The following is an 18079-nucleotide window of genomic DNA, read 5'->3' as shown; positions in this document are numbered from 1 at the left end:
CATTCTCCTCGTCGTTCATCCCTGCGCGGCGACCGCGGGTGCGGTCACCGTGATCTCGTGCGTTCCGCTGCCGAGCGTCTCGGGTGCCGGAGCGCCGTCGACGGTGACGACGGATTCTGATGTCGTCGGCAGATCCAGCAGCGCGTTGACACCGAACGGCACGTCGAGCGTCGCGTGCAACGCGCCGTCGTCCAGTCGCCAGTCGATCGCCAGACGACCGTAGGCCGTGTCGACCGAGGCCGCAGCATTCTCCAGTCCGACGGCGGGCCGCGGTGCGATCCGTGTCACTCGATAGCCGGGCTCTGCCGGTGCGAGACCGCCGACGGTCCGGTAGACCCAGTCGATCATCGCGCCGTAGGCGTAATGATTGAACGACAGCATGCTGCCGCCGCCCTCGCTGGATCCGGCATCCATGTCCCCGGCGTGGATCCGCCCATCCGGGAGGATCGCGTCCCAGCGCTCCCATACGGTGGTCGCGCCGCGGTCGACCTGATAGAGCCAGCTCGGCGCCTCACGGCGCAGCAGCATCAGGAAGGCCTCGTCGAGGTGACCGGAGTTCGACAGGGCGAAGAGCACGAGGGGCGTGCCGAGGAAGCCCGTCGATATGCGGCCCGCCTCTGCCCGCACGTTCTCCGCCAGCCGGTCAGCGATCGCGGCACGCTCAGCGTCCGGCGCGATCCGGAACTCCAGCGCGAGCGCCGCCCCGGTCTGCGTGCTGATCGCATCGGCGCCCCACTGCTGCCAGGTGACCTCAGCCACCCGATCGGCGAGCGCGTCGTACTCGGCGGCGCGATCCGGATCGCCGACGAGCCGCTCCGCGCGCGCCAGGAGCCGAGCGGAGTGAACATAGAACGCATTGGCGACGTAGTCGCTCGAGACCTTGGCCTTCCACGGCTGCGCGCCCGGCGCGTCGGGGTCGAGCCAGTCACCGTACTGGAAGGGCTCGGTGGGGAGCACCACATCTGCGCCGGCACGGCGGCGCAGATGCTCCACCCAGCGACGCATGCTGTCGAGCTGCTGCACCAGTGCCTCGGTACTGCCGGTGGACTCGTAGACGGCCCACGGCACGATGGTCGCAGCATCCGCCCAGCCCGCGCGTCCCATGTTGTCCACGGTGGGGCCGCCCATGCGCATGTCCTCACGGCGGATGATGTCCGGAACGACGGATGCCACGCCGCCCTCATCGGTCTGATCGGCTTCCAGATCACGCAGCCAGTTCAGCCAGAATGCTTCAGCATCCATCAGCGTGCTCGCGGTGGCGGCGAACGCCTGCGCGTCACCGGTCCAGCCCAGGCGTTCGTCGCGTTGCGGGCAGTCGGTCGGGACCGAGAGGAAGTTGTCGCGCTGCGACCAGAACACGTTCGAATGGAACTGGTCGAGCGCGGGCGACGCCGAACGGAACGAGGAACGCGCGGGCAGATCACTGGAGATCGCGACCGCCGTGGCAGACACGACCTCTGCCGCGCCGTGGACCTCTGCGTGCTGGAATCCGTGGAAGGTGAACTGCGGCTCCAGCGTGTGCTCGCCGTCGCGGTCCAGGGTGTACTCGTCGGTGGCCTTCGCGCTGCGCAGGGCGGCGGTGTGCAGATCGCCGGACGGCTCGAGGATCTCGGCGTGCTTCACGGTGATGACATCGCCCGCGGATCCACGGACCACCAGTCGCACCCAGCCGGAGACGTTCTGTCCGGCGTCGAACTGCACCGTGCGTGATCGGTCGGCGCCCTCTCGCTCCGTGCGCGTCATCTCCCGCTCGGCGACGATGCGGATCGGCGGGGCGGAGCGCGGCTCGAACCGCGAGAGGTCGGACTCGATCACCTCGGCCGTCTGCCACGCGCTGTCGTCGAAGTCCGCACCGTGGACGCCGATGGGCGCCTCGCGGAGGTCAGTGGTCGTGCCGTCGTAGATGCTCGCGGAACGGATCGCCCCGAACCCACCCCGCCATGTCTCATCCGTCGCCGCATGGATGCCGAGCTCGGAGTCGATCTGCGCGATCGCTCCTGAGCGGTCGCCGTAGATCCCCGTGCGGTTCGCGAAGCCCATCCGGCCGCGGTACCAGCCATCGCCGACGACGAGCACGATCGTGTTCTCACCCTCGTGGAGGATGTCGCTGACATCGACCGTGTCCAGCAGCACTCGCTCCTGATAGGAGGTCCACCCCGGCGTGAGGACGGCGCTGGTCGCGCGTCGACCGTTGATCCAGGCATCAACCAGGCCCAGTGCGCTCAGACGCAGTCGTGCCCGCTCCGGGACGGTGCCGATCGTGAAGGTGGTGCGCAGCACGGCGCTCGCCCCCTCCACCGCGGTCGCGATTCCGATGACGGCGGCGCGGATGTCGGCTGATGCGGCTCCGGTCTCGACGATGAGCGGTTCACTCCACTGGGTCCACCCCGCATCCGTCGCCACCCGCACGGCGAAGCTGTGCTGTTCGCCCGGCTCGAGGTCTCCGACCGGTACCGCGACCGACTCCGCGCCGACGACGATGTCGCCGGCGACGAGATCGACCCCGGGCTGCCCCGTGGCGAGCTGGTACGCGACCTGGCCCGCCCCCGGGCGGGTACTGGCGGAACGCCAGGTGAGCCGGAGGCCGTTCCACGGAACTCCCAGCAGTCCATCGCCGTGCTGAGAACGCAGGCCGGTGACGACCGTGTCGGTGTCGAGTCGCGTGCTTTCCGGGGTCGCCGTCATGGCTGGTTTCCTTTCGTGCGTGCTTCATCGCAACACGCGTTCCAAATCCTGAAACGATTCACGACGAAATGTCAAGAACTATTTAAAACGGTTCAATCGACATGCCGTCAATCCTTCCGCGTCCGCGATGACATCTCGGAAGAACCTCGGCTGACACCGTTGACTCTCGACCGAGATCGTCGTACCGTACGGGAAGTTGAATGGATTCAATGCATCTCCTTCAACCGTACATGGCCTCATAGCCGAGGTCGCAACCAGGAGTCAGCTTTTACATGGAGGTAAAAGGATGAACAGCACCCGTACCCGAAGGGTTCTCCTCGCCGCAGTCGGCGTCGCGGCCCTTGCCCTCCCGCTCGCCGCCTGCAGTTCCGGCGGCGACGGCGGCGGTGAAGGCGGCACCGAGATCACTTTCCTCGTGCCCAACGCCGGCACCAACGTCGAGTCAGCCGAGGCGATGATCGCCGCCTTCGAAGACGAGAACCCGGACATCACGGTCAAGGTCGAATCCCAACCCGCCGGCACCGAGGGCGACAACCTGATGAAGACCAAACTCGCGACCGGAGAGATGTCCGACGTCTTCTGGTACAACTCAGGATCCCTGTTCCAGGCGCTGAACCCCGACCAGAACCTTGCGCCACTGTCGGACGAGTCCTGGGTCGGCGACATGCAGGAAGGGATGGCCGCGGTCGTCTCGACGGACAACGGCGTCTACGGCGCGCCGTTCGGTGCCACGCAGGCCGGCGCCGTGGTCTACAACAAGAAGATCTACGCGGACCTCGGGCTCGAGATCCCCACATCCTGGGACGAGTTCGCCGCCAACAACGAGGCGATCAAGGCGGCGGGCATCGCCCCGGTCATCCAGACGTACGGCGACACGTGGACGAGCCAGTTGTTCATCCTCGGCGACTTCGGAAACGTTCTCGCGCAGGACCCTGAGTGGGGCGAGGAGTACACCGCGGGCGAGCGCAAGTACGTGGACGAGCCGGCATCACAGGGCTTCCTCAACCAGCAGGTCGGCTTCGAGTCCGACTGGTGGAACGAGGACTTCGCATCCGCGCTCTACGACGACGGAGCGCGGATGGTCGCCACGGGCGAGGGCGCGCACTACCCGATCCTGACCGGCATCGTCTCGACGTTCCAGCAGAACTTCCCGGATGAGCTGGAGAACATCGGCGTCTTCGCGCTGCCCGCGCAGAAGGCGGAGGACACGAAGCTGACGGTGTGGCTGCCGAACGCCGTCTACATCCCGAAGACGACGGAGGGCGACAAGCTCGAGGCCGCGAAGAAGTTCGTGGCGTTCATCAACTCCTCGGCAGGCTGCGACGTCCAGAACACGGCCATGGTGCCTTCCGGCCCCTACGCGATCGACTCGTGCACCCTGCCCGACGACGTCCCCGGGCTTCTGAAGGACATGCAGGTGTACTTCGACGAGGGCAACACCAACCCCGCCCTCGAGTTCCTCTCCCCCATCAAGGGTCCGAACCTCGAGAACATCACGGTCGAGGTCGGCAGCGGCATCCGTCCCGCCGAAGACGGCGCCGCACTCTACGACGAAGACGTGAAGAAGCAGGCCCAGCAGCTGGGACTCGACGGCTGGTGATCACCCGCTGATCTCGAAGGTGTGGGCGGGCATAGAGCTCGCCCACACCCCGCCAATCGCTTCACTGATCGGAGAGACTCATGACAGCAATCGCAGCACCGCCTGCAGCCAAAGCCGCGCCTCGCGGGCGAAAGGGCATCAGGAGCTCGTATCCGACGTGGTTCTACATCCCGTCGGCAGCGCTCTACATCGTCCTCTTCGCCGTCCCGACCTTCGCCTCGTTCTACTTCAGTCTCACCCGCTGGTCGCTGTTCGACATCGAGTTCATCGGGTTCGACAACTACGTGCAGTTCTTCACCGAACCCATGCTCATCCAGGGCTTCGTGAACACCTTCGTCTACGGCTTCGTCACTTCGGCGCTGAAGGTCGTTCTCGGCCTCGCGCTCGCGCTGCTGCTCACCGGATCGATTCTCGGACGCGGATATCTCCGGTCCACGATCTTCTTCCCCGTGCTCGTCTCGACGGTCGGCATCGGCATCGCCTTCAAGGTGCTGATGGATCCGTTCGACGGACTCATCAACCAGACGCTGGCGACGCTCGGCATCCAGGGGCCCGGATGGCTGACCGATCCCGCATGGGCGCTGCTGTCCGTCGCTCTCGTCGACGTCTGGAAAGGCGTCGGCATCGCAACGCTGATCTTCATCGCCGGGCTCGTGGCCATCCCGCAGGAGTACTTCGAAGCCGCCAAGGTCGACGGGGCGAGTGCGTGGCAGCGGTTCAGGAACATCACGCTGCCGCTCGTGCAGCCCGCGACGGCGACTGTCATCCTGCTCTCCCTCATCGGCGGCCTGCGCTCGTTCGAGCTCATCTGGGCCATGACCAAGGGTGGCCCGGGCTTCACGAGCGACGTGATCGCGTCGGTGATCTACAAGCAGTACCAAGCCGGGTTCTACGGGCTGTCCACTGCGGGCAACGTCGTGCTGTTCCTGGTCGTGACGGCGATCATCGTGCCCATCCAGTACATCCTGAACAAGAGGCAGGTGGAGCAATGACTCTCACGAGAGCGATCACAACGGCCGGCTCGTCGAAGTCGAAGATCTCCCGTGCCGGACGTCGCCCGATGACGGCGCGGCGCTTCTTCTCACGCTATGTGGTCGGCATCATCGCAATCCTTGCTTCGATCATCATCTTCATCGTCCCGTTCGCGTTCATCTTCCTCACCGCTGTGAAGAACCCGGCCGAGGCCTCTCTGTTCGAGTTCTCGCTCCCGGCTCAGGGTTGGTTCCTCTGGGAGAACATCGTCACGGTCCTCGAGACGCGGGACTGGATGCTGGTGACGGCGTTCATCAACTCCACCGTGCTCACGGTCGCGAGCGTGGCGATCATGGTCGTTTTCGCCGCGATGGTCGGCTACATCCTTCAGCGCCGCAAGTCCCGCTGGAACCATGTGATCAACGTGTTCGTGCTGGCCGGCCTCATCGTCCCGCCCGCCGTCGTTCCCACGATCTGGGTCCTGCAGGGCATCGGGCTGTTCAAGACGATGCCGGGAATGATCCTCATCGAGGCGACGTTCGGTCTGAGCTTCTGCATCCTGCTGTTCCGCGCGTTCATCTCCACGATCCCGCGCGAGCTGGATGAGGCGGCCGTGATCGACGGCGCCGGCCCGTTGCGGCTCTTCTTCACCGTGGTGATGCCGCTGCTCAAACCCGTCGCCATCACGGTGATCGTCGTGCAGTCGGTCGCGGTCTTCAACGACTTCACCGGTCCGCTGTACTTCCTGCCGGGAGACGCGAACGCCACGGTGCAGCTGACGCTCTACAACTTCCAGAGCCAGAGCCTGAGCCAGTGGAATCTGCTGTTCATGAACATCCTGCTCATCACGATCCCGCCGCTGGTGATGTACATCTTCTTTAACAGGCAGATCGTCGCGGGCATGACCAGCGGAGCAGTCAAGGGCTGAGTGGTGTCAGAAGTACTCGGCCGGGACTGTCCCGCGCAGCCACGCCAGCTCATTGTCGCGGATGAAGATCGAGAGGGATTCGTCGCGGGACTGTCCTCGGCCGAGCCACTCGTCGAGGACGGCGAGGAGCGCGTTCGCGGTCGCGATGCCCGGCTTCTCCAAGGCCTCGTCCCACGCGACGACGAATTCCGCGGGGCTCGGCACTTCGCGGACCAGCTTGTGGATGTACTTCGGCCCCGGCATCAGCCGGTGCGCCGACGCCAGCGCGGCGCGCGCAGCGGCGAGCAGGAGATGCAGCGAGGCGTGCTGGAGCAGGAACAGGTCACCGTGCTCGTCCGCCTGCCGGAGGAAGTAGCCGCCGTGCAGGTGCGCCTGCGCGAGGTGGGAGCGGATGCGCCCGGCCCAGGCCGCGTCGTCGAGCACGCTGATCGCGGCAACGAGATCCGGGATCTCGTCGGCACGACTGTATGCGACCCTGGCGCCCGCGAACGAGGCGCGCGTCGGATCGTCAGCTCTGAGGACAGCAGTGCGGAGGTAGTCGAGATCGCAGAGCTTCACGTCGATGTACGAGCCCGGGTAGTCGAGACCCTGACGATCGATCCATGCCCATCGGTCGACGGCCGTCGAGCATGCGAACGCCTCAGCCGTCACCACGAGGTAGACATCGACATCGGAGTCCTCGCGTTCGACCCCGCGGGCGAGCGAGCCGATCAGAACGACACCGAGTGTCTCCGGGTCTTCGGCGACCTGCTCCACGTATGCGGCCAGCGCCCGCTCCTGATGTTGCACACCCGCTCCTTCGCGTCGGCTCGAAGACGAAAAGATTCCGCCCGTCGGAGTGAAACCGTACCGCGACCGTCGTCAATGTTGCGCACGACGCCTCATCGATCTATTGTTGAAACGATTCACGCAACCCATTCGGACCAAGGAGCACGTCACCGATGACAGCCGCCACCCGCGTGTGCTTTCAGCTGAGGGTCCGCCCAGAACTGCTCGACGAGTACCTTGCGCGCCATTCCCCCGTCTGGCCCGAGATGCTCGCCGAGATCGCCGTATCCGGTCGCCGCAACTATTCGCTGTTCCTCGGCGACGGCGGCACCCTGGTCGGCTATTACGAGACGGATGACGACGCGGCCGCACAGGACTACCTCGCACGGTCCGAGATCGCCACCCGCTGGGAGGCGGAGATGGCACAGTTCTTCGTCGATCTCGAAGGCCGGCCCGATCAGGCGGCATCCCCACTCACCGAAGTCTTCAACCTCGCGGATCAACTGTCCGCCACCACCACCGAGGTCGCCGCAGCGACCGCGTTCGACGAAGGAAGCAGTGCATCGTGACCACCCTCACCCCCGCCATCCTCTCGGAACTCGAGAAGCAGTCCATCGAACTCCCCTCGTGGGCCTTCGGCAACTCGGGCACCCGCTTCAAGGTGTTCGGCACACCCGGCACCCCGCGCGACCCCTGGGAGAAGATCGCGGATGCCGCGCAGGTGAACAAGTACACCGCGCTCGCACCGGCCGTCGCTCTGCACATCCCATGGGACCTCGTCGACTCCTACGACGACCTCCGCAAGCACGCGGAGGATCTGGGCGTCGCACTCGGCACCGTGAACTCCAACACGTTCCAGGACGACGAGTACAAGTTCGGAGCGCTCACGCATGAGGACGCCGCGGTCCGCCAGAAGGCGATCGATCATCACCTCGCGTGCATCGACGTCATGGATGCGACCGGTTCCCGCGACCTGAAGATCTGGCTCGCCGAAGGCTCGAACTACCCGGGCCAGGCCGATCTCCGCGGCCGTCAGGACCGCCTGAACGAGTCGCTCCAGAAGATCTACGCGCGCCTCGGCGACGACCAGCGCCTGGTGCTGGAGTACAAGTTCTTCGAGCCCGCTTTCTACCACACCGACGTTCCCGACTGGGGAACGTCATACGCCCAGGTGAGCACGCTCGGCGACAAGGCGATGGTGTGCCTCGACACCGGCCACCACGCTCCAGGCACGAACATCGAGTTCATCGTCATGCAGCTGCTGCGCCTCGGCAAGCTGGGTTCATTCGACTTCAACTCCCGCTTCTACGCGGACGATGATCTGATCGTGGGCGCTGCCGACCCGTTCCAGCTGTTCCGCATCCTGTTCGAGGTCATCCGCGGCGGCGGCCTGAACAACCCCGACGTGGCGTTCATGCTCGACCAGTGCCACAACGTCGAGGACAAGATCCCCGGCCAGATCCGCTCAGTGCTGAATGTGCAGGAGATGACCGCCCGAGCACTGCTCGTCGACAAGGATGCTCTGACCGCAGCTCAGAAGTCGGGCGACGTGCTCGCCGCCAATGCCGTGTTCATGGACGCGTTCTACACCGACGTCCGTCCGGAGCTCGCCGCATGGCGCGAGTCCCGCGGCCTCGCCGGCGATCCGATGGCCGCATACGCCGCTTCCGGGTACCAGGCGAAGATCGCGGCCGACCGCGTCGGTGGCGTTCAGGCCGGCTGGGGCGCCTGACCCGATGAGCGCACACATCGAGGTCGCCGAACGCGAGCTGGATGGCCCGCACGGTTCACTCCGGGTCCGCACGTACGCACCGTCCGCAGCCACCGGGCCCGGCCTGGTCTGGGTGCACGGCGGGGGGTTCGCCGGTGGCGAGCTCGACATGCCGGAGGGCGACTGGGTGAGCCGCTCGTTCGCCGAGCGCGGGATCGCCGTCGTGAGCGTGGACTACCACCTCGCTCCGACGTCGGCCGTGCGGAACGACCTGCTCGGCCTACCGGGCCGCGGCGGCGTGCACTACCCGGTGGCGCACGATGAGATCGTCTTCGCGTTCCGGTGGGCGCTCGGCTCCGGTCTCGCCGACGGCGCGTGGGCGCTCGGCGGCGCGAGCGCGGGCGGGAACCTGGCCGCGGGCGCCGCGCTGCGCCTGACGCATGCCGGCGGCCCGGCGCCTGCTCTCGCGGTGCTCGCCTATCCGACCCTCCACGCGGTGCAGGATGCCCCGGATGCCGTGATGCGGGCACTGCTCGATGCCGATCCGGAGTCGGACCGCTTCGGACCTGACGCGGTGCTCGGTATGTACGAGAACTACCTCGGCGGACCCGCTCAGGGTGCTGACGTGTACGCGATCCCCGGCACCGCTTCCACCTCCGAGCTGACCGGGTTCCCGGCGACGATCATGATCAACGACGAGACCGACGAGCTCCGCGTGTCCGGCGAGGCCTTCGCCCGTGCGCTCGACGCCGCCGGTGTCGAGGTCGATGTCTCCACCGAACCGGGCACGACCCACGGGCACCTCAACCGTCCCGAGCTGGCGTCGGCCACGGCATCCATCGATCGGTTCGCCGACCGCATCCGTCGCCTTCCCCACAGCCCCGTCACCGCGCCTGCGGATGACGAGACCCTCGCTCATTGAATCGACCCAAGGACCACGCATGCCTGAATCCACCGCAGCCGCCCTCATCGCGCGCAGCAACCGCCTCGGCGCAGATCCGAAGAACACGAACTACGCCGGCGGCAACACCTCAGCCAAGGGCACCGAGACCGACCCTGTCACCGGCCAGCCCGTCGAGCTGCTGTGGGTCAAGGGCTCCGGCGGAGACCTCGGCACGCTGAAGGAGCAGGGCCTCGCAGTCCTGCGACTCGACCGCTTCCGCGCCCTCGTCGACGTCTACCCCGGAATCGACCGCGAAGACGAGATGGTCGCCGCGTTCGACTACTGCCTGCACGGCAAGGGCGGCGCCGCACCGTCCATCGACACCGCCATGCACGGACTTGTGGATGCTGCACACGTCGATCACCTGCATCCCGACTCCGGCATCGCTATCGCCACGGCCGCCGACGGTGAGGAACTGACCGCGAAGATCTTCGGCGACAAGGTCGTCTGGGTCCCGTGGCGCCGCCCCGGCTTCCAGCTCGGCCTCGACATCGCGGAGATCAAGAAGGCGAACCCGCACGCGATCGGAACGATCCTCGGCGGCCACGGCATCACTGCATGGGGCGACACTTCCGAGGAGGCGGAAGCCAACTCGCTGTGGATCATCGACACCGCCGCCGCCTACATCGACGCGAACGGGAAGACCGACCCGTTCGGCGGCGTGCGGGCGGGATTCGAAGCGTTGCCGGCGGAGGAGCGGCGCGAGCGCGCGGCCGCGCTCGCCGGTACGATCCGCGGCATCGCGTCGACGGACAAGCCGATGGTCGGTCACTTCACCGATTCGGACGTCGTGCTCGACTTCCTGGCATCCGAGAACGCGCCGACCCTGGCCGCGCTGGGCACCAGCTGCCCCGACCACTTCCTTCGCACGAAGGTCAAGCCGCTCATCCTCGACCTTCCCCGCACGGCGTCCGTCGACGAGCAGATCGCGCGCCTGCACGAACTGCACACCGAGTACCGGGCCGGCTACCAGGCGTACTACGACGCGCACGCGACGGCCGAGAGCCCGGCGATCCGTGGCGCCGACCCGTTGATCGTCCTCATCCCCGGCGTCGGCATGTTCTCGTACGGTGCGAACAAGCAGACCGCACGCGTGGCCGGCGAGTTCTACGTCAATGCCATCAACGTCATGCGCGGTGCGGAGGCGCTCTCCACGTACTCGCCCATCTCGGATGCCGAGAAGTTCAACATCGAGTACTGGGCGCTGGAGGAGGCGAAGCTGCAGCGGATGCCGAAGCCGAAGTCGCACCAGGGCCGCATCGCGTTCGTCACGGGCGCGGCATCCGGCATCGGCAAGGCCATCGCCACCCGTCTCGCCGCGGAGGGCGCGTGCGTCGTCGTCGCCGACCTCGACCTCGAGAAGGCGCAGGCCGCCGCCGCCGAACTCGGGGGCACAGACGTCGCGATCGGCGTCGCCGCCAACGTCGCGGATGCTGACGCCGTGCAGGCAGCGCTGAACGATGCCGTGCTCGCCTTCGGCGGCGTGGACCTCGTCGTCAACAACGCCGGGCTCTCGCTGTCGAAGCCGCTGCTGGAGACCACCGAGAAGGACTGGGACCTGCAGCACGACGTCATGGCGAAGGGCTCCTTCCTCGTGTCGAAGGCCGCTGCCAAGGTGCTCATCGACCAGAAGCTCGGCGGCGACATCATCTACATCTCCTCGAAGAACTCCGTCTTCGCCGGGCCGAACAACATCGCCTACTCGGCGACCAAGGCCGACCAGGCCCATCAGGTGCGTCTGCTGGCTGTTGAGCTCGGCGAGTTCGGCATCCGCGTCAATGGCATCAATCCGGACGGCGTCGTGCGCGGCTCAGGCATCTTCGCCTCCGGCTGGGGCGCGAACCGCGCCGCGACCTACGGCGTCGAAGAGAAGGACCTCGGCCAGTTCTACGCGAACCGCACGATCCTCAAGCGCGAGGTCGTGCCGGAGAACGTCGCGGATGCCGTGTATGTGCTCACCGGCCCGGAGCTCAGTCGTACCACCGGCCTGCACATCCCGGTCGACTCCGGCGTCGCGGCAGCGTTCCTGCGATGACAGGGAGCGTCCGCGCGGTCGCGGCAGTCGACCTGGGCGCGACCAGCGGACGCGTCATGATCGGGCGCGTCGGCGACGACGCGCTCGATCTCGAGCTCGTCACCCGATTCCCGAACGGGCCCGTCGAGCGCGAAGACGGCCTGCACTGGGATTTCGACGCGCTCTACGGCCACATCTTGGAGGGCCTGACTGCGGCGGTGAGCCGCGAACCCGCGATCGAGAGCATCGGCATCGATTCCTGGGCCGTGGACTACGGCCTGCTGCGCGACGGCGAGCTGCTCGCGCAGCCGTTCCACTATCGTGATCCGCGCTCTGAACAGGGCGTCACCGAGGTGCACGAGATCGTCCCGTTCAGCGAGCTGTACCAGCGGAACGGACTGCAGTTCCTGCCGTTCAACACGCTGTACCAGTACCGCGTCGATGCACGTCTCGCGGACGCGGACGCTGCTCTGCTCATCCCGGATCTGATCGCATACCTTCTGACCGGTGCTCGTGTCGCCGAGCGCACGAACGCCTCGACGACCGGCCTGCTCGGTGTGCGCTCCGGCGAGTGGGATGCCGAGCTGGCACATCGCCTCGGCATCCCGACCGCAGCGCTCCCGGCACTGGTCGACCCCGGTTCGGCGATCGGGAGGCTGAGCCCTGAACTCGCTGCACGCATCGGCAAGGATCTCCCCGTCATCACGGTCGGCTCGCATGACACGGCATCCGCCGTCGTCGCCGTGCCGATGGTCTCGCCGAACGCGGCGTACATCTCCTGCGGTACGTGGGGTCTCGTCGGCGTGGAGCTCGCCGAACCGGTTCTGACGGATGCTGCGCGCGAGGCGAACTTCACGCACGAACTCGGCGTCGACGGACGCTACCGCTTCCTCCACAATGTCACCGGGCTCTGGCTGCTCAGCGAGACGGTCCGGGCATGGGAGGCGGAGGACGGCGCGGCGATCGATCTGTCCGAACTGCTGAGCTCCGCGTCCGCAGTGACCGGCGCGATCGCCCTTTTCGACGCCAACGACTCGTCGTTGAGTGCTCCCGGCGACATGCCTGCGCGCATCGCCGCGTTGCTGCGCGCTCAGGGCTCGGACGTACCGGAGAGCCGAGCAGCATTCGCCCGCACGATCGTCGAGTCGATCGCCGCCGCCTTCGCCGCAGCGGTTCAGACGGCGGCCGATCTCTCAGAGCGCGAGCTTGACAGCATCCATCTCGTCGGCGGCGGGTCGCTCAACCGGTTGCTCTGCCAGGCGACCGCGGACCGCTCGGGTCTTCCCGTTCTGGCCGGCCCCGTCGAGGCGACCGCGCTGGGCAACGTGCTCGTTCAGGCTCGCGCCCTCGGTGCCGCGCCCGCGACGCTCGAGGAACTCCGCGGGCTCGTCGCACGGACACACGAACCCGAACGCTTCGATCCGCGCTGACTCGTCCCTCTGCCAGACCCGTCAGTCGAAATGCACGGATGGCGGGCGAGATGCACGGATGGCGGGCGAGATGCACGGATGGCGGGCGAGAAACCGTATTCTCGACCGCCATCCGTATTTTCGACGGCCATCCGTACACGGAAAGGGCGCCCGGAGCCGAAGCCCAGGGCGCCCGATACTGAACTCAGTGAGAGCCGACTCAGAAGTCGAAGTCGCCGATGTTGTCCGCGTTGAACTCGAACGGGTCGCCGAGCAGAACGGTGCCGTCCGCGCCGACGGTGTACTCACCGAGGTCACCCGCTTCGAAGGTGTCGCCCTCGGCGCCGGTGATGTCGCCCTGGATGAGTGCGGCAGCCGCGTAGGCGGACAGGTAGCCGAGCTCCTCCGGGTTCCACAGCGCGAACGCGGTGACGGTGCCGTCCTCGACGTATTCGCGCATCTGGTTCGGCGTGCCGAGGCCCGTCAGCGCCACCGTGCCCTTGTAGTCCGAGGTGGAGAGGTAACGTGCAGCAGCTGCGATGCCGACCGTCGTGGGCGAGATGATGCCCTTCAGGTTCGGGTGCGTCTGCAGCAGTGCCGCCGTCTTGTCGAACGAGGTCTGATCGTCGTCGTCGCCGTAGACGGTCTCGACGAGCGTGATGTCAGGGTACTCACTGGCGACATACTCCGTCATCAGGTCGATCCAGGCGTTCTGGTTCGTCGCGTTCGCCGATGCGGAGAGCACCGCGACCTCGCCTGCTCCGCCGATCTGATCGGCGATCAGGTCGACCTGGACCTTGGCGATGCCCTCGGCATCGGCCTGGTTGATGAACAGGTCGCGGCAGTCGGGGTTCGTGTCGGAGTCGAACGTGACGACCTTCACACCGGCGTCGCGTGCCTCATTCAGTGCGTCGCAGATGGCCTGAGGGTCGTTCGCCGAGACGACGAGCGCCCCGACTCCCTGCTGAGTAGCGGTGTTGATGTAACTCACCTGGCCGTCAGGGGTCGCCTCCGCAGGCCCGACCTCGGCGAAGGTGCCGCCGATCTCCTCGACCGCAGTCTTGCCGCCCTTGCTCGAGGTGTCGAAGTACGGGTTGCCGAGGTTCTTCGGCAGGAATGTGATCGTCAGGTTGTCCGAACCGCCCTCTGACCCGCCGCCATCGCCGCCGCCCGTGCCGCCTCCGGTGTCGGCGCAGCCGGTCAACACGAGTGCCGCGGCGACAGCCACAGCAGCGAATGCAGTGACACGCTTGCGTGAAAACTTCATTGTTCTTCCTTTCGTGGAATTCACCGCAGACGGATGCCTGCGGCAAGAGGCTGCCTCATGGTGCGGAAGAGGCTGCAACGCGTGGTCGTGGAGGCCCGGCCTTCGAGCGCAACCGGTGCGCCCAGGCGAGCAGGCTGGCTGCCACGACGGAGAACACCAGCAGGCCACCGGTGATGATGTTGATGACGTCGGACGTGACGCCGGCCAGGCGCAATGCGCTGGAGAGCACGCCGATCAGCAGGACAGCGGCGACGACGCCGTGCAGCTGCCCTCGCCCGCCGAACACCGACACCCCGCCGAGCACGACGGCTGCGATCACCTGCAGTTCGAGCCCGGTGGCGTTGTCGCCTCTGGCGCTGCCGAACCGCAGCGTATAGAAGATGCCGGCGAAGGCGGCCACGGCACCGGCGAGCACGAAGAGGATGAACTTCGTCCGCTCGACGTGCACGCCCGAGAACCGGGCGGCGTCCTTCGAGAGTCCGATCGCGTACACTCCACGACCGAATGGCGTGAAGTGCAGCAGGATGATGAAGATCGCCAGCAGCACGAGGAACGGGATGACGATGTAGGGGATCGTCGTGCCGGCGATCTTCGCCTTGGCCAGGTCCTTCCAGACCTCGGGGAAGTCCGTCACGGCTGTCGTGCCGAGGAGACCGACCGCGAGACCGCGGAACAGTGCGAGCGTGCCGATCGTCACGGCGAGTGACGGCAATCCGACGACCGTGACGAGGAAGCCGTTGACCGCGCCGCCGATGACTCCGACGGCGAGGGCTGCGAGGGCCGCGATCTCGAACGGTGCTCCCGACTGGGTGAGCACGCCGGTGACGACGCTCGCGAGGCCGACCATGCTGCCGACCGACAGGTCGATCTCGCCGGTCACCATGATGAGCGTCATCGGCAGTGCGATGAGCAGGATCGGAGCGATGTCCAGGAAGAGGTAGTTCACCGTGACCGGCTGCGCGAAGCCCTTCAGCGTGACGGATGCGACGAGCACGACGAGTACCAGCAGGGCGATGATCGCCATCTCACGGGTGATCAGGATGCGCCGCCAGAGCGGCCTGTCGTAGTCACGGATGACGCGGGCGGTGGCCGTGGATGCTGTCGCGGTCATGATTCGTCCCTCGCCTCGATGAGCCGCCGTTTCTGCCGGACCGCGAGCACGCGGTCGAGCACGATCGCGCCGATGATGAGCACGCCGACGACGGCGCGCTGCCAGAAGTCGGGGATGCCGAGGATCGGCAGAGCCCGGTTGATGGTCATCAGGAGCATCGCTCCGATCGCGGCACCCCACACCGTGCCGACGCCGCCGGTGATGGCGATGCCGCCGATGACGGCTGCGCCGACCGCATCCAACTCCCAGCCGGAGCCCGCCTGCGAACTGATCGAGCCGTAGCGGGCGGCATAGAAGACGCCGGCGAGACCGGCGAGTGCACCGGAGAGGACGAAGGCGCTGAGTACCCGGCGGGTGACCTGCAGACCGTAAAGCTCCGCAGCAGCCGGATCCGAACCGATGGCGTAGTACTCCCGGCCACCCCTCGTGTTGCGCATGTACCAGGCGGCGAGGGCGAGCACGATCACCGCGATGATCGTCAGTACTGGAATCGTGAGCACCTGCTGGGTGCCGAGGCCGAGGAACTCCTTGGGCATGTCGGAGGCGTTGATCCGGTCGCTGCCGGTCCACAGCACATTGATGCCTCGATAGGCATACAGCGTGCCCAGCGTGATCACCATCGCCGGGACCTTCGCGAAGGCGACGAGCGCGCCGTTGATGAGCCCGAGGAGCGCACCGAAGACCACTGCGGCGATGACGACGAGGACGATCGGGATGCCCGGCACGTCGATGAACAGCCGACCGGTGAGGTAGGCGGTGAGTCCCATCACCGATCCGACAGAGAGGTCGACGTTCCGCGTGATGATGACGATCGCCTGGCCGACCGCGACGAGCATGAGGATCGAAGGCGTGAGCAGCAGGTCGCGCCACCCATCAGCGCTGAACAGGAAGTTCGGGTTCTTCACCGTCGCGGCGATGACGACGACGACGAGGGCGGCGAGGATGCCGAACTCACGAGCGCGGCCGACGCCGCCGAGTGCGTGACGAAGACCGGATGCCGGTGCCTGTGCGGTGGTGGTCACGAGTGCAGCTCCGTTGCGTGTGTCGCGGCGAACATGACGTTCTCGCTGGTCGCCTCCGCGCGCGAGATCTCCGCAGTGATGCGGCCCTCGCGCATGACCAGGACGCGGTCGGCCATTCCGAGGACTTCTGGCAGCTCGGAGGAGATCATGAGGATGCCCATTCCTTCCCCGGCGAGTTGGGAGAGGAGGCGATGCACCTCGGACTTCGTGCCGACATCGATGCCACGGGTCGGCTCGTCGATGATCAGCACCCGCGGGTTCGTGGCGAGCCACTTCGCCAGGACGACCTTCTGCTGGTTTCCGCCGGAGAGGGTCGCAGCGACGGTGTCGAGGGCGTGGGTCTTCACCTCCAACCGCGATGCCCACTCACGGGCGGCCCGATTCTCGATGCCAGTGGTGATGAGGCCGAACTTCGCGAGCTGGCTGCGGATCGCGAGAGTGATGTTTCCACCGACGCCGGCATCGACGACGAGTCCCTGCTTGCGACGATCCTCCGGCACCAGCGCGAGCCCCGCCCGCATGGCCCCGGTGGGATTGTGGCGCGGAACAGCTGCTCCCAGCATCCGCACTTCGCCCTCACGATAGATGTCGACGCCGAACACGGCGCGCGCGACCTCGCTGCGGCCGGCGCCGACGAGCCCCGCAAGGGCGACGATCTCACCCGCTCGGACCGTGAAGGAGATGTCGTGGAAGATGCCGGGGCTCGTCAGGTGCTCGACCTCGAGCAGCGCGTCGCCGATCTCGGCTTCCTGTTTGGGGAAGAGTTCGGTGACGTCGCGTCCGACCATCTGATGGACGAGTTCTTCAACGGTCGTGTCGGCGATCGCCGTCGTGTCGACGTATGCACCATCGCGCATGACGGTGACGGTGTCGCAGAGATCGAAGACCTCGTTGAAGCGATGGGAGATGAACAGTACGGCCCGTCCCTCGTCGCGAAGGCTCCTGGCCACGGCGAACAGCCGCTCGACCTCGACGCCGCTGAGCGCCGCGGTCGGCTCGTCCATGATGAGCACGCTCGCATCCAGGGAGATCGCCTTGGCGATCTCGATGATCTGCTGATCGGCGATCGAGAGCCCCTCCGTGATCCGCTCGGGGTCGAGACCGACGCCGAGTCGCTGGAAGATCGCCTCGACCTCGGTACGCATCGCCTTGCGATCGATGCGTCCGAACCTCCCCGTCGGCTGGCGCCCCATGAAGATGTTCTCCGTGACGGAGAGATCGGGGAAGAGCGTGGGCTCCTGGTAGATGACCGCGACGCCGGCGGCCTTCGACTGAGCGGTGCTGGTGAAGTCGACGGACTCCCCGTGGAGGCGGAACTCACCGGAGTCGCGCCGGTACAGCCCGGCCATGATCTTCACCATCGTCGATTTGCCCGCGCCGTTCTCACCGATCAACGCGTGGATCGAGTGGGATCGCAGAGTGAGATTGGCCGAGCGCAGAGCGACGACAGGTCCGAAGGACTTGACGACACGATGCAGTTCCAGTGCCGTGTTCGGCGAGCTGCGTGTCGGGGCTTCAGCGGCCACAGGCGCACCCTCTCCTTCGAGGTCGGACGGTTTCGGTTCGATATGAACCATGCATGAATCGATTCAGGTTGGTTCAGGCTAGTGTATGTGAGAACGATCAGAGGTCAACAGCGAGTGACTCAA

General features: G+C 66.5%; 14 protein-coding genes. 8 read left to right on the top strand and 6 right to left on the bottom strand.

What is annotated here, in order from left to right:
* Window positions 1-15 precede the first annotated feature (15 nt).
* Complete coding sequence (locus QFZ46_RS11790; protein WP_307361639.1) at window positions 16-2685, bottom strand: alpha-L-rhamnosidase; 2670 nt, start codon at window positions 2683-2685, stop codon at window positions 16-18.
* Between the two features lie 286 nt (window positions 2686-2971).
* Here QFZ46_RS11790 and QFZ46_RS11785 point away from each other — a divergent pair, with 286 nt between their 5' ends.
* The 3 genes from QFZ46_RS11785 to QFZ46_RS11775 all read left to right on the top strand — a co-directional run bounded on the left by QFZ46_RS11785 (window position 2972) and on the right by QFZ46_RS11775 (window position 6185).
* Entirely contained in the window at window positions 2972-4285 is a 1314-nt protein-coding gene (locus tag QFZ46_RS11785) for an ABC transporter substrate-binding protein (protein ID WP_307361636.1), read from the top strand.
* An 80-nt stretch (window positions 4286-4365) separates the two neighbouring features.
* The gene (locus QFZ46_RS11780) at window positions 4366-5277 is read left to right on the top strand and encodes a carbohydrate ABC transporter permease (protein WP_307361634.1); all 912 of its coding nucleotides are present in this window, start codon (window positions 4366-4368) and stop codon (window positions 5275-5277) included.
* A 68-nt stretch (window positions 5278-5345) separates the two neighbouring features.
* A complete protein-coding gene (locus QFZ46_RS11775) occupies window positions 5346-6185 on the top strand; it encodes a carbohydrate ABC transporter permease (protein ID WP_307364594.1) in 840 nt (279 codons plus the stop codon).
* Between the two features lie 6 nt (window positions 6186-6191).
* Here the strand turns inward: QFZ46_RS11775 and QFZ46_RS11770 are convergent, their stop codons facing one another.
* Window positions 6192-6974: a nucleotidyltransferase domain-containing protein gene (locus QFZ46_RS11770; protein WP_307361632.1), complete on the bottom strand. Its 783-nt coding sequence runs from the start codon at window positions 6972-6974 to the stop codon at window positions 6192-6194.
* 152 nt (window positions 6975-7126) lie between these two features.
* Here QFZ46_RS11770 and QFZ46_RS11765 point away from each other — a divergent pair, with 152 nt between their 5' ends.
* Genes QFZ46_RS11765 through QFZ46_RS11745 form a run of 5 tightly spaced genes read left to right on the top strand, consistent with a single transcriptional unit; the run spans window position 7127 to window position 13051 of the window.
* On the top strand, window positions 7127-7522 hold the full coding sequence (locus tag QFZ46_RS11765; RefSeq protein ID WP_307361630.1) for an L-rhamnose mutarotase: 396 nt from the start codon (window positions 7127-7129) through the stop codon (window positions 7520-7522).
* On the top strand, window positions 7519-8685 hold the full coding sequence (rhaI, locus tag QFZ46_RS11760) for an L-rhamnose isomerase (protein ID WP_307361627.1): 1167 nt from the start codon (window positions 7519-7521) through the stop codon (window positions 8683-8685). Before QFZ46_RS11765 ends, rhaI begins: the two co-directional genes overlap by 4 nt.
* 4 nt (window positions 8686-8689) lie before the next feature.
* The gene (locus QFZ46_RS11755) at window positions 8690-9586 is read left to right on the top strand and encodes an alpha/beta hydrolase (protein WP_307361626.1); all 897 of its coding nucleotides are present in this window, start codon (window positions 8690-8692) and stop codon (window positions 9584-9586) included.
* Window positions 9587-9605: 19 nt separating this feature from the next.
* Window positions 9606-11642 carry a bifunctional aldolase/short-chain dehydrogenase gene (locus QFZ46_RS11750; protein ID WP_307361623.1) on the top strand — a complete coding sequence of 679 codons (2037 nt, stop codon included), beginning with the start codon at window positions 9606-9608 and terminating at the stop codon, window positions 11640-11642.
* Window positions 11639-13051 carry a rhamnulokinase gene (locus tag QFZ46_RS11745; RefSeq protein ID WP_307361620.1) on the top strand — a complete coding sequence of 471 codons (1413 nt, stop codon included), beginning with the start codon at window positions 11639-11641 and terminating at the stop codon, window positions 13049-13051. The genes QFZ46_RS11750 and QFZ46_RS11745 overlap by 4 nt, the downstream gene beginning before the upstream one ends.
* 199 nt (window positions 13052-13250) lie before the next feature.
* Here QFZ46_RS11745 and rhaS read toward each other — a convergent pair whose 3' ends face one another.
* The 4 genes from rhaS to QFZ46_RS11725 are packed head-to-tail and all read right to left on the bottom strand — an operon-like array spanning window position 13251 to window position 17956.
* Window positions 13251-14297, bottom strand: a complete 1047-nt coding sequence (gene rhaS / locus QFZ46_RS11740) for a rhamnose ABC transporter substrate-binding protein (RefSeq protein WP_307361617.1) — start codon at window positions 14295-14297, stop codon at window positions 13251-13253.
* Between the two features lie 55 nt (window positions 14298-14352).
* On the bottom strand, window positions 14353-15408 hold the full coding sequence (locus QFZ46_RS11735; protein ID WP_307361615.1) for an ABC transporter permease: 1056 nt from the start codon (window positions 15406-15408) through the stop codon (window positions 14353-14355).
* Window positions 15405-16430, bottom strand: coding sequence for an ABC transporter permease (locus QFZ46_RS11730; protein WP_307361613.1), 1026 nt, complete (start codon window positions 16428-16430; stop codon window positions 15405-15407). Before QFZ46_RS11730 ends, QFZ46_RS11735 begins: the two co-directional genes overlap by 4 nt.
* A complete protein-coding gene (locus tag QFZ46_RS11725; RefSeq protein ID WP_307361612.1) occupies window positions 16427-17956 on the bottom strand; it encodes a sugar ABC transporter ATP-binding protein in 1530 nt (509 codons plus the stop codon). Before QFZ46_RS11725 ends, QFZ46_RS11730 begins: the two co-directional genes overlap by 4 nt.
* Window positions 17957-18079 lie beyond the last annotated feature (123 nt).

The sequence above is a fragment of the Microbacterium murale genome (genome assembly GCF_030815955.1).
Classification (GTDB): Bacteria; Actinomycetota; Actinomycetes; order Actinomycetales; family Microbacteriaceae; genus Microbacterium; species Microbacterium murale_A.
Note: the sequence above shows the minus strand (reverse complement) of the source record. Positions and strands in the feature narration are given on the sequence as shown.

Bases quoted from the DNA above. Each gene is read 5' to 3' on its own strand.
- QFZ46_RS11790 (WP_307361639.1), bottom strand. From the start codon at position 2,685: ATGACGGCGACCCCGGAAAGCACGCGACTCGACACCGACACGGTCGTC.
- QFZ46_RS11785 (WP_307361636.1), top strand. From the start codon at position 2,972: ATGAACAGCACCCGTACCCGAAGGGTTCTCCTCGCCGCAGTCGGCGTC.
- QFZ46_RS11780 (WP_307361634.1), top strand. From the start codon at position 4,366: ATGACAGCAATCGCAGCACCGCCTGCAGCCAAAGCCGCGCCTCGCGGG.
- QFZ46_RS11775 (WP_307364594.1), top strand. From the start codon at position 5,346: ATGACGGCGCGGCGCTTCTTCTCACGCTATGTGGTCGGCATCATCGCA.
- QFZ46_RS11765 (WP_307361630.1), top strand. From the start codon at position 7,127: ATGACAGCCGCCACCCGCGTGTGCTTTCAGCTGAGGGTCCGCCCAGAA.
- QFZ46_RS11755 (WP_307361626.1), top strand. From the start codon at position 8,690: ATGAGCGCACACATCGAGGTCGCCGAACGCGAGCTGGATGGCCCGCAC.
- QFZ46_RS11750 (WP_307361623.1), top strand. From the start codon at position 9,606: ATGCCTGAATCCACCGCAGCCGCCCTCATCGCGCGCAGCAACCGCCTC.
- QFZ46_RS11745 (WP_307361620.1), top strand. From the start codon at position 11,639: ATGACAGGGAGCGTCCGCGCGGTCGCGGCAGTCGACCTGGGCGCGACC.
- rhaS (WP_307361617.1), bottom strand. From the start codon at position 14,297: ATGAAGTTTTCACGCAAGCGTGTCACTGCATTCGCTGCTGTGGCTGTC.
- QFZ46_RS11735 (WP_307361615.1), bottom strand. From the start codon at position 15,408: ATGACCGCGACAGCATCCACGGCCACCGCCCGCGTCATCCGTGACTAC.